At 59.6% G+C, this 13660-nt stretch carries 13 protein-coding genes and 3 pseudogenes (1 of these 16 only partly in view); 5 read left to right on the top strand and 11 right to left on the bottom strand.

Features of this window, described 5'->3' with window-relative positions:
- The 4 genes from ACIPLA_RS20955 to ACIPLA_RS20940 form a co-directional block, all read right to left on the bottom strand.
- A partial coding sequence (locus ACIPLA_RS20955) for a RelA/SpoT family protein (RefSeq protein ID WP_401175586.1) occupies positions 1-1172 on the bottom strand: 1172 nt, incomplete at its 3' end.
- A gap of 57 nt (positions 1173-1229) precedes the next feature.
- Positions 1230-1493: a DNA-directed RNA polymerase subunit omega gene (gene rpoZ, locus ACIPLA_RS20950; protein WP_007894670.1), complete on the bottom strand. Its 264-nt coding sequence runs from the start codon at positions 1491-1493 to the stop codon at positions 1230-1232.
- A gap of 167 nt (positions 1494-1660) precedes the next feature.
- Positions 1661-2281, bottom strand: a complete 621-nt coding sequence (gene gmk, locus ACIPLA_RS20945) for a guanylate kinase (protein WP_007894672.1) — start codon at positions 2279-2281, stop codon at positions 1661-1663.
- Between the two features lie 12 nt (positions 2282-2293).
- The gene (locus ACIPLA_RS20940) at positions 2294-3157 is read right to left on the bottom strand and encodes a YicC/YloC family endoribonuclease (RefSeq protein ID WP_123499449.1); all 864 of its coding nucleotides are present in this window, start codon (positions 3155-3157) and stop codon (positions 2294-2296) included.
- Between the two features lie 268 nt (positions 3158-3425).
- On the opposite strand from ACIPLA_RS20940, the gene rph reads away from it, so the two are divergent.
- On the top strand, positions 3426-4148 hold the full coding sequence (rph, locus tag ACIPLA_RS20935; RefSeq protein WP_008007612.1) for a ribonuclease PH: 723 nt from the start codon (positions 3426-3428) through the stop codon (positions 4146-4148).
- A gap of 29 nt (positions 4149-4177) precedes the next feature.
- Positions 4178-4546 carry a DUF4870 domain-containing protein gene (locus ACIPLA_RS20930; protein WP_008073410.1) on the top strand — a complete coding sequence of 123 codons (369 nt, stop codon included), beginning with the start codon at positions 4178-4180 and terminating at the stop codon, positions 4544-4546.
- 169 nt (positions 4547-4715) lie between these two features.
- Here ACIPLA_RS20930 and ACIPLA_RS20925 read toward each other — a convergent pair.
- Positions 4716-5495, bottom strand: a pseudogene (locus tag ACIPLA_RS20925) (exodeoxyribonuclease III).
- 82 nt (positions 5496-5577) lie between these two features.
- Here ACIPLA_RS20925 and pyrE point away from each other — a divergent pair.
- Positions 5578-6222, top strand: a complete 645-nt coding sequence (gene pyrE, locus ACIPLA_RS20920) for an orotate phosphoribosyltransferase (protein WP_007894680.1) — start codon at positions 5578-5580, stop codon at positions 6220-6222.
- 165 nt (positions 6223-6387) lie between these two features.
- Here pyrE and argB read toward each other — a convergent pair whose 3' ends face one another.
- From argB to coaBC, 5 genes and pseudogenes are all read right to left on the bottom strand, one after another.
- Positions 6388-7293, bottom strand: coding sequence for an acetylglutamate kinase (gene argB, locus ACIPLA_RS20915; RefSeq protein WP_007894690.1), 906 nt, complete (start codon positions 7291-7293; stop codon positions 6388-6390).
- A 17-nt stretch (positions 7294-7310) separates the two neighbouring features.
- A pseudogene (locus ACIPLA_RS20910) lies at positions 7311-8714 on the bottom strand (phosphomannomutase/phosphoglucomutase); the annotation flags it as partial.
- Positions 8705-8905, bottom strand: coding sequence for a hypothetical protein (locus ACIPLA_RS20905; RefSeq protein ID WP_218395462.1), 201 nt, complete (start codon positions 8903-8905; stop codon positions 8705-8707). The pseudogene ACIPLA_RS20910 and the gene ACIPLA_RS20905, both read right to left, overlap by 10 nt.
- Before the next feature lie 65 nt (positions 8906-8970).
- A complete protein-coding gene (dut, locus tag ACIPLA_RS20900; RefSeq protein ID WP_007894692.1) occupies positions 8971-9426 on the bottom strand; it encodes a dUTP diphosphatase in 456 nt (151 codons plus the stop codon).
- Positions 9427-9431: 5 nt separating this feature from the next.
- Entirely contained in the window at positions 9432-10640 is a 1209-nt protein-coding gene (gene coaBC, locus ACIPLA_RS20895; RefSeq protein ID WP_007894693.1) for a bifunctional phosphopantothenoylcysteine decarboxylase/phosphopantothenate--cysteine ligase CoaBC, read from the bottom strand.
- A gap of 135 nt (positions 10641-10775) precedes the next feature.
- Here coaBC and radC point away from each other — a divergent pair, with 135 nt between their 5' ends.
- On the top strand, positions 10776-11450 hold the full coding sequence (gene radC, locus ACIPLA_RS20890; RefSeq protein WP_063342133.1) for a DNA repair protein RadC: 675 nt from the start codon (positions 10776-10778) through the stop codon (positions 11448-11450).
- Between the two features lie 136 nt (positions 11451-11586).
- Here radC and ACIPLA_RS20885 read toward each other — a convergent pair whose 3' ends face one another.
- Entirely contained in the window at positions 11587-13173 is a 1587-nt protein-coding gene (locus ACIPLA_RS20885) for an ABC transporter substrate-binding protein (protein WP_401175578.1), read from the bottom strand.
- Positions 13174-13617: 444 nt separating this feature from the next.
- Between ACIPLA_RS20885 and rpmB the strand changes: the two are divergent.
- Positions 13618-13660 (top strand): annotated as a pseudogene (gene rpmB, locus ACIPLA_RS20880) (50S ribosomal protein L28); it runs 176 nt beyond the window's last position.

The raw sequence follows: 13660 nt of genomic DNA, 5'->3' as shown, positions 1-13660 counted from the left end.
ACGTAGACCTCGTCCGGGAACAGGTCGATCTTAACGCTCTCGATGAATTCCAGCGAGTTGCAGGCACGTTGCTGCATTTCCAGCACGACTTTGACCCAATGACGTGCGCGGGCGTGAGTGCTTTTGGGCTGCTCGTCGCCGCTGGATTTGTACAGCCAATGGGCGGCGATGCCATTGTTGGCCATCTCTTCCATTTCACGGGTGCGGATCTGAATCTCGATCGGTACACCGTGCATGCCGAACAGCGTGGTGTGCAGCGACTGGTAGCCGTTGGCCTTGGGGATCGCGATGTAATCCTTGAAGCGCCCCGGCAACGGTTTGTACAAATTGTGTACGGCGCCTAGCACGCGGTAGCAGGTATCGACCTTGTCGACGATGATCCGGAACGCGTAGACGTCCATGATCTCGTTGAAGGCCCGACGCTTGCCGCGCATTTTCTTGTAGATGCCGTAGAGGTGTTTCTGACGACCGCTGACCTCGCCCTGGATGCCATCGATGGCCAGGCAGTGGCTGAGAGATTCTTCGATCTTGTTGACGATTTCCTTGCGATTGCCCCGGGCGCGTTTGACCGCCTGGTTGATCCGTGCGGAACGCATCGGGTGCATGGCCTTGAAGCCGAGGTCTTCGAATTCTATGCGGATGGCGTGCATACCCAGCCGGTTGGCGATGGGCGCATAGATTTCCAGGGTTTCCTTGGCGATCCGCCGGCGTTTTTCGCCGGACAGCACTTCCAGTGTGCGCATGTTGTGCAGGCGGTCGGCCAGCTTGACCAGGATCACGCGAATGTCGCGGGCCATGGCCATGGCCATTTTCTGGAAGTTTTCGGCCTGGGCTTCGGCTTTGGTTTCGAAGTTCATCTGGGTCAGTTTGCTGACCCCGTCGCCCAGGTCGGCCACGGTTTCGCCAAACTGCGCTTGCAGCGCTTCCTTGGCAATGCCGGTGTCTTCGATCACGTCATGCAGCATGGCCGCCATCAGGCTCTGATGGTCCATATGCATGTCGGCAAGAATATTCGCAACCGCGAGTGGGTGCGTGACGTACGCCTCACCGCTGCGGCGGCGTTGGCCATCGTGGGCTTGTTCGGCGTAGAAGTACGCTCGGCGGACCAGATTGACCTGGTCCTTGCCGAGGTAGGTCGATAAGCGATCGGCGAGGGCGTCTATGCTCGGCATGATAATTCCTGCCGTTCGTTGTGACCCCGCGCCGTGCTACGTCGACCAGGCATGGACTTATACTGCCTCGTTGGACTCGTCCTCGAACGCTGCGAACAGCGGTTCGTCTTCGACGATTTCTGCGTTGGCGATGAACTCGTAGCTCATCAGGCCTTCGGCGATTTCACGCAGCGCTACAACAGTAGGCTTGTCGTTTTCCCACTGAACCAGGGGCTCTTTGCCGCCGGTGGCCAGTTGACGGGCACGCTTGGTGGACAGCATGACCAGTTCAAAACGGTTTTCCACGTGGTTCAGGCAGTCTTCAACGGTTACGCGGGCCATGGTATTCCTCGGAGCGAATGCAATATGCGCGCTGCCCGGGTGGGCGAGCGGACTCAACAGTTTAAAAAATCACCAGCGATTAGGGAAGCGCTGATTTTTTGACCAAGCCCATCAACGCGCTATAAGTGCCAATGTAAAGCCCTTGCAGCGGTTTTGGGAAGTGCTGTTTAGCCGAGCAATTCAGCCAAAAGTTTTCCGTTACGCTGCTGCTGACGCTTCTGATGCAGCTGATTGGCGCGGAAAATCGCCTGCAAATCGCGCAGCGCGTGGGCGAAATCGTCGTTGATGATCAGGTAGTCGTAGTCGACGTAGTGGCTCATCTCGCTGACGGCTTCACGCATCCGGCCTTCGATGACCTCGTTGCTGTCCTGGCCGCGATTGTTCAGGCGCTGACGCAAGGCTTCCAGGGATGGCGGCAGGATGAAGATCGAGCGGGCCTGGGGCATCAACTTGCGTACTTGCTCGGCACCTTGCCAGTCGATTTCCAGAATCAGGTCGTGGCCTTCATCCAGGGTTTGCTGCAGGTGGCTTTGCGAGGTGCCATAGAGATTGCCGAACACTTCGGCGCGCTCGAGGAAATCCCCGTGCTCGATCATCTTCACGAACTCGCTGCGTTCGACGAAGTGATAGTTCACGCCGTTCACTTCACCGGGGCGCATGGCGCGGGTGGTGTGGGAGACCGAGACACGGATCTCCTGGTCAGCGTCGGTCAGGGCCTTGACCAGACTGCTCTTGCCCGCGCCCGAAGGGGCGGAAATGATGTACAGGGTGCCGGTGCTGTGGGTCATGTCGGGTTTGCCTTACTCAATATTCTGCACTTGTTCGCGCATCTGCTCGATCAACACTTTGAGGTTGACCGCCGCTTGGGTGCTGCGCGGGTCGAAGGCTTTGGAGCCCAGTGTGTTGGCTTCGCGGTTGAGTTCCTGCATCAGGAAGTCCAGGCGCCGACCGGCAGCGCCGCCGGACTTGAGCACCCGGCGAACTTCAATGATGTGAGTGCTCAGGCGATCCAGTTCTTCGGCGACGTCGCTCTTTTGCGCGAGCATGACCATTTCCTGTTCCAGTCGCTGCGGGTCGAGGTCGGCCTTCATGTCGGTGAAGCGGTCGAGAACTTTCTGGCGTTGGGTGGCGAGCATCTGCGGGACCAGCTCACGCAGGATCACCACATCCCCTTCAATAGAGGTCAGGCGCTCGTCGATCAATCGCGCCAGCTCAGTGCCTTCGCGCTCGCGCCCGGCCTTGAGTTCCTTCAGGCCCTGATGGAACAGCGCCAGGGCTTCGGCGTTCAGCGCTTGTGGGTCGGCGGCGTCGGCCACCAACACGCCGGGCCAGGCCAGGACTTCCAGCGGGTTCAACGCGGCCGGGTTCTTGATCAGGCTGGCGACTGTTTCGGCGGCAGCGACCAGTTGCGCGGCGCGTTCGCGGTCCACTTGCAGCGGTTTGCCGGTGCTTTCTTCGGTAAAGCGCAGGGTGCATTCGAGCTTGCCCCGGGACAGTTCCTGGCGCAGGGCTTCGCGGACCGCGCCTTCGAGGTCGCGGAAAGATTCCGGCAGACGCAGGTGGGGTTCCAGGTAGCGGCTGTTGACCGAGCGCAATTCCCAGCTCAGGGTGCCCTGGACACCGGCTTTCTCTACGCGGGCGAAGGCGGTCATGCTGTGCACCATGGAGGTACCTCGCAATGCAGGTGGCGCGTAACCCATGGTTGCGCGGACCCGCTATCTGTGAATTAAAGCCGACAGGCAGCAAAGGCGCAGGATTGTAGCGCAGTGGGGCGGATGCGCCCAAACACACGCTGTGACAAAGAGCTGCAGGCCGTCGGCTAAGCTCTATTCAGGGGCTTCAATCGTCGGGCGATTTTTTTAGAAGTGCCCACTCGCGGCCCGCGGCTCTATAATGCTCGGCAGTTTTCCGTCCTCCGTACAGGTAATCCCTATGAAACGTCCAAGTGGTCGCGCTGCCGATCAGCTCCGCTCGATCCGCATTACCCGCAACTACACCAAACACGCCGAGGGATCTGTACTGGTCGAGTTCGGTGATACCAAAGTCATCTGCACCGTCAGCGTCGAGAACGGCGTGCCGCGTTTCCTCAAAGGTCAGGGCCAGGGTTGGTTGACCGCCGAATACGGCATGCTGCCGCGCGCTACCGGCGAGCGTAACCAGCGTGAAGCGAGCCGCGGCAAGCAAGGCGGCCGTACGCTGGAAATCCAGCGTTTGATTGGCCGTTCCCTGCGCGCTGCGCTGGACATGACCAAGCTGGGCGACGTCACCCTGTACGTCGACTGCGACGTGATCCAGGCCGATGGCGGCACCCGCACCGCGTCCATTACCGGTGCGATGGTTGCACTGATCGACGCCTTGAAAGTGATCAAGAAGCGTGGCGGCCTCAAAGGTGGCGACCCGCTCAAGCAAATGATCGCTGCCGTTTCGGTGGGCATGTACCAGGGCGAGCCTGTGCTTGACCTCGACTACCTGGAAGATTCGGCTGCCGAGACTGACCTCAACGTGGTGATGACCAGCACTGGCGGTTTCATCGAAGTTCAGGGCACCGCCGAAGGCGCGCCGTTCCAGCCGGAAGAGCTGAACGCGATGCTGGCACTGGCGAAGAAAGGCATGATCGAGATTTTCGAACTGCAGAAGGCTGCACTGGCCGACTGATCGGACCTGCTCCACGCAAGGAGGACGCCATGAGTGACGAGCAACTGCCGCTACCCACACCGAGCCGAGAGGTTCGTCAGTGGGCGATGTTTTGTCACCTGTCCGCCTTGCTGGGGATCTGGCTGCCGTTCGGTACGCTGATCGGGCCGCTGATTCTCTGGCAGATGAAACGCGAGTCCGACCCGTTCATCGACGCGCAAGGCAAGGAAGCGCTGAACTTTCAGATCACCGTCGCCATTGCTTCGGCTATCTGCTTCCTGCTGATGGTGGTGATCGTCGGGTTCTTCCTGTTTGGTCTGGTCGCGATTGGTGCGCTGGTGCTGACGATCATTGCTGGCGTGAAGGCCAATGAAGGGTTCCCTTACCGGTATCCGTTCACCTGGCGCCTGATCAAGTAAACGCCGCATCCCCTGTAGGAGCGAGGCTTGCCCGCGAAAACGATTTAACAGCCAGCATCCATGTTGAATGTGATGACCTCTTCGCGGGCAAGCCTCGCTCCTACAGGATTGAGGCGTGCACAAAAAAGCCGACAGTGAAGTCGGCTTTTTTGCGTCTGCAAAAAGACGCTTAGATCGTCAGCGTCCAGTCGTAGTCCACGATCAGCGGTGCGTGCTGCGAGAACCGTGGCTGACGTGGCAGGCGTGCGCTGCGTACGAAGCGGCGCAGGCCAGGGGTCAGCAGCTGGTAGTCGAAACGCCAGCCCAGGTTGAGCATCTCGGCCTGTTCGTTGTCCGGCCACCAGCTGTACTGATCGCCTTCGCGGCTGACTTCGCGCAGGGCATCGACATAACCCATGTTGCCGACAATCTCGTCCATCCAGGCACGCTCAGGTGCCAGGAAGCCCGGGGATTGCTGGCTGTCGCGCCAGTTCTTGATATCCAGCTTCTGTTGCGCCACGTACAGCGAGCCACAATAAATGTACTCGCGACGTTTGCGCCGCTGTTTATCAATAAAAAGTGCGAATTCGTCAATTAGCTTGAACTTCTTGATAAAATAATCAACGACTTACTTCCAACAAGGGAGCAGCAAGGTCGCGATGCTGACCTTGTCGAAATCGGCTTGCAGGTAACGCCCGTAGCGGTCGGCTGTCTCGAAGCCGAGACCGCTGATGACTGCCTTCGGTTGCAACCGCGAGTACAAAGCCACGCCACCTTGGGCGGGAACTTCAGCTTCGCAGGCATAAAGGAAGTAGCCATCCAGTTGGAAGGCTGGATCGTCCAGTTCAAAGGCGGAGGCGCGGGTGTCCTGCAGGCAGATGACGTCGGCATTCTGTGCTTGCAGCCAACTGAGCAAACCACGCTCGACTGCAGCCTGAATCCCATTGACGTTCACACTGATGATCCGCATAAGTGGCCCCAAAAATCGCGTGCGGGTATGATACACGGCGTCTACCTAATTAGCTAAATCCGTGGTATTTGGGGTTTTTTTCATGCAAGCGTATCAGCGCGACTTCATTCGTTTTGCCATTGATCGTGGCGTTTTGCGCTTCGGTGAGTTCACCCTGAAGTCTGGGCGCACCAGTCCTTACTTCTTTAATGCCGGCCTGTTCAACTCGGGGTCTGCCCTGGCGCAGCTGGGTCGTTTCTATGCGGCAGCCATCGTCGAGAGCGGTATTTCGTTCGACGTGCTGTTCGGCCCGGCCTACAAAGGCATCCCGTTGGCGGCGACCACCGCCGTGGCGCTGGCCGAACATCATGGCCGTGATCTGCCATGGTGCTTCAACCGCAAGGAAGCCAAGGCCCACGGCGAAGGCGGCAGCCTGGTCGGCGCGCCATTGACCGGCGACGTGCTGATCATCGACGACGTGATCACCGCAGGCACCGCCATCCGTGAAGTGATGCAGATCATCGCTTCCCAGGACGGCGCCAAAGCCGCGGGCGTGTTGATCGCCCTGAACCGTCAGGAGCGTGGCAACGGCGAATTGTCGGCCATCCAGGAAGTGGAGCGTGACTTCGGCATCCCGGTGATCAGCATTGTTTCGCTGAATCAGGTGCTCGAGTTCCTGGCGGATGACCCGCAGCTCAAGCAACACCTGCCGGCGGTTGAAGCCTACCGCGCACAATTCGGCGTCTGACACTGACCTGTAGGAGCGAGGCTTGCCCGCGAAGGCGTCGTCACATTCAGCAATGATGTGACTGTCAGATCGCTTTCGCGGGCAAGCCTCCCTCCTACAAGGGAGTGCACATACAAAAAAGACCCCGCTCAGCCTGGCTGAGCGGGGTCTTTTTGTTTGTGTGGCTTAGTGACGCTTGCGATTACTGATCAGCGTACCCACACCCGTGTCGGTAAAGATTTCCAGCAGAATCGCGTTTGGCACCCGGCCATCGATAATCAACGAGCTGCCCACACCGCCTTGTACCGCTTCCAGCGCGCAACGAATCTTCGGCAGCATGCCGCCATAGATAGTGCCGTCGGCGATCAGGTCATCGACCTGTTGGGTCGTCAGGCCGGTCAGAACCGTGCCCGACTTGTCCATCAGGCCGGCAATGTTGGTCAGCAGCATCAGCTTTTCAGCCTTCAGCGCTTCGGCCACTTTACCGGCCACCAGGTCAGCGTTGATGTTGTACGACTCGCCGTTGGCGCCGACGCCAATTGGCGCGATCACCGGGATGAAGTCGCCTTTGACCAGCAGGTTCAACAGGTCGGTGTTGATCCCGACCACTTCGCCGACGTGGCCGATGTCGATGATTTCCGGCTGGGTCATTTCCGGCGTCTGACGGGTGACAGTGAGCTTTTTCGCGCGAATCAGCTCGGCGTCTTTACCGGTCAGGCCGATGGCGCTGCCGCCATGACGGTTGATCAGGTTGACGATGTCCTTGTTGACCTGGCCGCCGAGGACCATTTCCACCACGTCCATGGTTTGCGCGTCAGTCACGCGCATACCATCGATGAAGTGGCTCTCGATCGACAGACGCTTGAGCAGGTCGCCGATTTGCGGGCCGCCACCATGAACCACCACCGGATTGATGCCGACGGCTTTCATCAGCACGATGTCGCGGGCGAAGCCGGTTTTCAGCTCCTCGCTTTCCATCGCGTTGCCGCCGTATTTGATCACCAGCGTCTTGCCGACATAGCGGCGAATGTAAGGCAGCGCTTCGGACAGGACCTTGGCGGTGTTGGCGGCGGCTTCGCGTTCGAGGGTCATTCAGGGCTCCGGGTGAATCAGAACGGTAGTTGGAGATCAGGTGCAACACGCTTTAACTGGACGTGGAAAACGTCCTTGATGCGCTGCAATTCAGCCTCGTCATCGGCCTCGAAACGCAGCACCAGCACCGGTGTGGTGTTGGAGGCGCGAACCAGGCCCCAGCCTTTGGCATAGTCGACTCGCACGCCGTCAATGGTGGTCAGGTCGGCGCCTTCACCCCATTGCGCATCGTGCAATGCATCAATGATGCTGAATTTGCTCTCTTCGGTCACATGGATATTGATCTCTGGCGTAGAAATATCGTTCGGGAAGGTCGCGAACAACTCTTCCGCGGTGGATTTTTCTTTGCTGAGGATCTCCAGCAGCCGTGCGGCGGCGTAAATGCCATCGTCGAAACCGAACCAGCGCTCCTTGAAAAAGATATGCCCGCTCATTTCGCCGGCCAACAGGGCGCCGGATTGTTTCATTTTCTTTTTGATCAACGAGTGACCGGTTTTCCACATCAGCGGCCGACCGCCATATTCCTTGATCAGCGGGATCAGGCGGCGGGTGCATTTGACGTCGAAGATGATTTCCGCGTTCGGGTTGCGCGCCACGACGTCGCGGGCGAACAGCATCAACAGGCGATCAGGGAAGACGATGCTGCCGGTGTTGGTAACGACGCCCACACGGTCGCCGTCGCCGTCGAAGGCCAGGCCCAGGTCGGCGTTGGTTTCCTTGACCTTGGCGATCAGGTCCACGAGGTTTTCAGGCTTGCCCGGGTCCGGATGGTGGTTCGGGAAGTTGCCATCGACTTCGCAGAACAGCGGGATGACTTCGCAGTTCAGGGCTTCGATCAGCTGCGGGGCGATCACGCCGGCCGCGCCATTACCGCAATCGACCACCACTTTCAGGCGGCGAGCCAGTTTGATGTCCTGGACGATTTCGGTGTTGTAGCGGTCGAGGATCTCGACCTGGGTGATGCTGCCCTTGCCGCTGCTCAGGTTGTTGGTCTTGAGGCGTTCGTGCAGGGCCTGGATCTGTTCGTTGGCCAAGGTGTCGCCAGCGATGACGATCTTGAAGCCGTTGTAATTCGACGGGTTGTGGCTGCCGGTGAGCATCACGCCGGATTTGCCGGCCAGAACGTTAGCGGCGTAGTACAGCGCAGGGGTTGGTACCAGGCCGACGTCGCTGACGTGGCAGCCGCTGTCGGCCAGGCCCTGGATCAGTTGTTCCACCAGTTCCGGGCCGGACAGGCGACCGTCACGGCCGACGGATACATTGGGTTCGTTCTGGGCCAGGCTTTGGGAGCCGATGGCGCGACCAAGCCAATAAGCTGTTTCAGCGTTCAAGAATTCCGGGACGGTGCCACGAATGTCGTAGGCGCGGAAGATGCTGTCGGGGAACTTGGGTGCGACTTGGGCTGGGGTGCTCATTTCTGGAAATGCTCCATCTCTAAAGTGGCTGGACAAGCCTGCGAAAAACTCGTGGGCTGGCTCAAACTGAAGGGTATGACGGCGTTTTCGGCAGAGAGTTCGTGGTGTGTAAAGGCCATGCCATCAGCATCGGCGGGTAATTTGCCGGCCAATGCCTTGATTTCCAGTGGTAAACCTTCCAGATGACGTCTTTGCAATTTTCATCCTTAAAATGCAGAGGGCAGGCCAGGCCGGGCAGCATTCCCGGCCTGAATGCCGATGGTCAGTGGCTGCCCGAGTGTCCGAAACCGCCGGTGCCGCGCTGGGTTTCGACGAACTCTTCGACCATTTCAAAATGCGCTTGAACGACCGGTACCAGCACCAATTGGGCCAGGCGTTCGCCTACCACCATGTTGAAATCGGTCTGGCCACGGTTCCAGCACGACACCATCAGCGGGCCCTGGTAATCGGAGTCGATCAGGCCGACCAGATTGCCCAGTACGATGCCGTGCTTATGGCCCAGACCCGAGCGCGGCAGAATCAAAGCCGCCAGGCCCGGATCGCCGATGTACACCGACAGGCCGGTAGGGATCAGCAGGGTTTCACCCGGCTTGATGACGGTGTCTTTTTCCAGCATGGCGCGCAGGTCGAGGCCGGCGGAGCCTGGCGTGGCGTACTGTGGCAGCGGGAATTCAGTACCGATGCGGGGGTCGAGGATCTTGGCTTGCAAAGCGTGCATGTAAATTAAACCTGGTTCAGACGTTCGGCGATAAAAGTGATCAGCTGGCGAGCAATCTTGCTCTTGCTGGTCTGGGCGAAGAGTGTGGCGTGCAGCTCACGGTCGATCACGCTGCAGGCGTTTTCTTCGCTGTTGAAGCCAATACTCGGGTTCGCGACGTCATTGGCGACGATCAGATCGAGGTTCTTGTCTTTCAACTTGCGTGCAGCGTAATCGAGCAGGTGTTCGGTTTCGGCGGCGAAGCCGACACTGAACGGACGGTCGGGACGGGTGGCGATGGTGGCCAGGATGTCTGGGTTGCGCACCATCTGTAGCAACAAGCCGTCGCCGTTCGTAGGGTCTTTCTTGAGTTTCTGTGGGGCGACGACTTCCGGACGGTAGTCCGCGACCGCTGCCGAGGCGATGAACAGGTCGCAAGGGATCGCGGCTTCACACGCGGCGAGCATGTCGCGGGCGCTGACCACGTCGATGCGCGTGACGCGATCCGGGGTCGGCAGGTGCACCGGGCCTGTGATCAGGGTCACGCGGGCGCCGGCTTCTACCGCGGCTTCGGCCAGGGCAAAGCCCATTTTCCCGGAGCTGTGGTTGGTGATGTAGCGCACCGGGTCGATGTTTTCCTGGGTCGGGCCGGCGGTGATAAGCACGTGTTTACCGGTCAGCGCCTGGCGCTGGAAGCAGTCTGCCGCGCACTGGGCGAGGTCGGTGGCTTCGAGCATGCGGCCCATACCGACGTCGCCGCAGGCCTGGCTGCCGGAGGCCGGGCCGAAGACCTTGAGGTCACGGCTTTCGAGGGTTTGCAGGTTGGCCTGGGTCGCCGGGTCGCGCCACATGGCCTGGTTCATCGCCGGGGCAACCGCGACCACCGCGTCGGTGGCCAGCACCAGCGTGGTCAGCAGGTCGTCGGCAATGCCTTGGGCCAGGCGGGCGATCAGGTCCGCGGTGGCGGGGGCGATCAGCACCAGGTCGGCCCATTTGGCCAGCTCGATGTGGCCCATCGCGGCTTCGGCCGCGGGGTCCAGCAAATCGAGATGGACCGGATGCCCGGACAAGGCCTGCATGGTCAGCGGGGTAATGAATTCGCTGCCGCCGCGGGTCATGACCACGCGCACTTCGGCGCCCTGGTCGATCAGGCGGCGAACCAGCTCGGCGCTCTTGTAGGCAGCAATACCGCCGCCGACGCCCAGAACGATGCGTTTCCGATACAGCCGCTGCATAGGTCTGCCTTTCATTTCGTTGATGACTGCATGGCGATACCCCCTCCCCAGGAGTGAAATCGCCCGCAAAAAAGATGGGCTACGATATCACAGCGACCGCTACGGAACAGCGGCGCCCACAGACATGGAGGTGTTATGAGCATTCGCGATTGGCCGGCGGCCGAGCGGCCGCGGGAGAGGTTACTGGAGTTAGGCTCGGGGAGTCTTTCGGACGCTGAACTGCTGGCGATTTTTTTGCGTACCGGCGTATCCGGCAAAAGTGCGGTAGATCTGGCGCGACACTTGTTGACTCAGTTTGGCGGCCTGCGTTCGCTACTGGAGGCTGATCAAAAAACATTCAGCAAACAATTAGGGCTCGGACCCGCGAAATTCGCTCAGTTGCAGGCCGTTCAGGAAATGGGCAGACGGCATTTGGCTGAACGTTCGCGCTACAAGTCGGCGTTGGAAAATCCGCAGGCTGTGCGTGATTATCTGAAGTCGATGCTCCGCCATGAGCCCCACGAGGTGTTTGGCTGCCTGTTTCTGGACTCCAAGCACCGGGTATTGGCGTTCGAAGCGCTGTTCCGCGGCTCCATCGACAACACCAGCGTCTATCCACGGCAGGTGGTCAAACGCGCTCTGGCCCATAACGCTGCAGCGCTGATCCTGTGCCACAACCACCCGTCGGGCAATCCCGACCCCAGTCAGGCCGACCGAATGCTGACCAAGCGCCTGCAAGAGGCCTTGGACCTGATCGATGTGCGGGTGCTCGATCATTTCATCGTCGGTGACGGCGATCCGCTGTCCATGGCCGAGTATGGGTGGATGTAAGAGGAGGCCGGAAGAATACGAAACCAATGTGGGAGCGGGCTTGCTCGCGAAGGCGTCGTGTCAGTCGATATCAATGTCTACTGATAGGCCGCTTTCGCGAGCAAGCCCGCTTCCACAGGTTTTATGGTGACGCTAATTACTTGAGGTTGACCTTCGAATAGTCCTGCCGGCCAAACGGGCTGACCGAGTAACCCTGAACATCCTTACGTGTCAGCGCGAAGGCCGTCGGGTGCACCAGTGGCAGCCACAACGCCTGTTGCTGGATCTGCGCCTGGGCCTGTTCATAGAGCTTGGTGCGCACACCTTGCTCGCCGGTGGTCTTGCCGGCGCTGATCAGCTTGTCCAGGTCCTGGTTGCAGTAACGGGCGAAGTTGGTGCCGGATTTGACCCCCGCGCAGGAAAACTGCGGCGTGAGGAAGTTGTCCGGGTCACCGTTGTCGCCGGCCCAGCCCATGAACAACAGGTCGTGCTCGCCGGCCTTGGCGCGGCGAATCAGTTCGCCCCATTCGATCACCCGAATTTCGGCCTGGATGCCGATTTCCGCCAGGTCAGACTGAAGTAATTGTGCGCCAAGGCTCGGATTGGGGTTCAGCAGGCTGCCGGAAGGGCGGGTCCAGATGGTGGTCTGGAAACCATTCTTGAGCCCGGCCTTGGCCATCAACGCACGAGCCTTTTCGACGTCATGCGAGTAGCCCGGCAAGCCTTTGGCGTAGCTCCAGGTGTTGGGCGGATATGGGCCGTTGGCGGGTTCGGCGGTGTCTTCGAACACGGCTTTGACGTAGTTGGCCTTGTCGAACGCGAGATTGATCGCCTGGCGTACTTCAGGTTTATCCAGCGGCGGATGTTGGCTGTTGATGCCAACGAAGGCGGTCATGAAGGCGTCGGTCTTTTCGACTTTCAGGGTTGGCTCTTTCAGCGCAGCCCGTACGTCCAGAGGCTTGGGTGACAGGGCGATCTGGCACTCGTTGCGGCGCAACTTCTGCAAGCGCACGTTGGCATCCGGGGTGATGGCGAAGATCAACGGGTCTACCGATGGCTTGCCGCGGAAGTACTCACTGTTGGCCTTGTAGCGAATCGAGGCATCTTTCTGGAAGCGCGTGAAGACAAATGGGCCGCTGCCGATCGGCTGGCTGTTGAGCTTTTCCGGAGTGCCAGCCTTCATCAGTTTGTCCGCGTACTCGGCCGAATAGATCGAAGCGAAACCCATGCTCAGGGTGGGCAGGAAAGTCGAGTCCGGGTGATCGAGGGTGAAGCGGATGGTAAGCGGGTCCAGCGCGTCGATCTTCTTGATCAGCGCGGGTAACTGCATCGACTGGGCGTGCGGGAAGCCGCTCTGGGCGACTTTGTGCCATGGGTTCGCCGGGTCGAGCATGCGATCGAAGCTGAACTTCACGTCTTCGGCGGTTAGTTCACGCGTCGGGCTGAAGTATTCGGTGCGGTGAAATTTCACCTGCGGGTGCAACTTGAAGACGTAGGTCAGGCCGTCGGGCGTGACTTCCCAGCTGTCCGCCAGGCTGGCGACCACTTTGCCGCTGGCCGTGTCGAAGTCCACAAGGCGGTCCATCAGCACGTCGGCCGAGGCGTTGGTGGTGGTCAGCGAGTTGTATTGCACCACATCGAACCCTTCCGGGCTGGCTTCGGTGCACACGCTCAGGGCGGCAGCCATAGCCTGTGGGCTCAATAGAAGCGGGGCGAGCAGCAGCGGTAGGGCAGCGAGGCGCATGGTCGGATTCCTTTACAGATCGAAGGCCCATCTGCAAGTGCAGTCTGGAAAAGGCTTACCCTAGTGGGCTCTTTTGCAAATGACTATCCCCTTTTTCATTTTAAGGGGACTATGTGCGCTTGTTTCGGTGTTGCGGGCCGAGGAAAACCCGAAATCGGTCGGTTGGCCGATTCTCTGCGACGAGCGGTCTTAATCGGCGACAGCCTTTATCCAAGGCGCCCGGTGGCCGAAAAATGGGGAATTTATCAAGTCCGCGCACACGGAATGTTGTTGCTCTCCAGTCTTTCTGGTATAAAGCAGCGCTCTTTTCTAGGGGCCCGGTTCCTTCACTGTAGGTGTAGCCGGTAAGACCTCTAAAGAAACGCGGCGCCTGGCGCCAAATGACTGAGAGATTAAGCGGCCAACCCATGCCGGGTTGGGCATGTGGTTTTAGAGGGCTGAGGCATGTCGAGAGTATGTCAAGTTACCGGTAAGGGTCCGGTGACTG

Source organism: Pseudomonas sp. NPDC086112, from assembly GCF_044746425.1.
Taxonomy (GTDB): Bacteria; Pseudomonadota; Gammaproteobacteria; order Pseudomonadales; family Pseudomonadaceae; genus Aquipseudomonas.
This window is presented reverse-complemented; position numbering and strand designations above follow the sequence as displayed.

Bases quoted from the DNA above. Each gene is read 5' to 3' on its own strand.
- rpoZ (WP_007894670.1), bottom strand. From the start codon at position 1,493: ATGGCCCGCGTAACCGTTGAAGACTGCCTGAACCACGTGGAAAACCGT.
- gmk (WP_007894672.1), bottom strand. From the start codon at position 2,281: ATGACCCACAGCACCGGCACCCTGTACATCATTTCCGCCCCTTCGGGC.
- ACIPLA_RS20940 (WP_123499449.1), bottom strand. From the start codon at position 3,157: ATGGTGCACAGCATGACCGCCTTCGCCCGCGTAGAGAAAGCCGGTGTC.
- rph (WP_008007612.1), top strand. From the start codon at position 3,426: ATGAAACGTCCAAGTGGTCGCGCTGCCGATCAGCTCCGCTCGATCCGC.
- ACIPLA_RS20930 (WP_008073410.1), top strand. From the start codon at position 4,178: ATGAGTGACGAGCAACTGCCGCTACCCACACCGAGCCGAGAGGTTCGT.
- pyrE (WP_007894680.1), top strand. From the start codon at position 5,578: ATGCAAGCGTATCAGCGCGACTTCATTCGTTTTGCCATTGATCGTGGC.
- argB (WP_007894690.1), bottom strand. From the start codon at position 7,293: ATGACCCTCGAACGCGAAGCCGCCGCCAACACCGCCAAGGTCCTGTCC.
- dut (WP_007894692.1), bottom strand. From the start codon at position 9,426: ATGCACGCTTTGCAAGCCAAGATCCTCGACCCCCGCATCGGTACTGAA.
- coaBC (WP_007894693.1), bottom strand. From the start codon at position 10,640: ATGCAGCGGCTGTATCGGAAACGCATCGTTCTGGGCGTCGGCGGCGGT.
- radC (WP_063342133.1), top strand. From the start codon at position 10,776: ATGAGCATTCGCGATTGGCCGGCGGCCGAGCGGCCGCGGGAGAGGTTA.
- ACIPLA_RS20885 (WP_401175578.1), bottom strand. From the start codon at position 13,173: ATGCGCCTCGCTGCCCTACCGCTGCTGCTCGCCCCGCTTCTATTGAGC.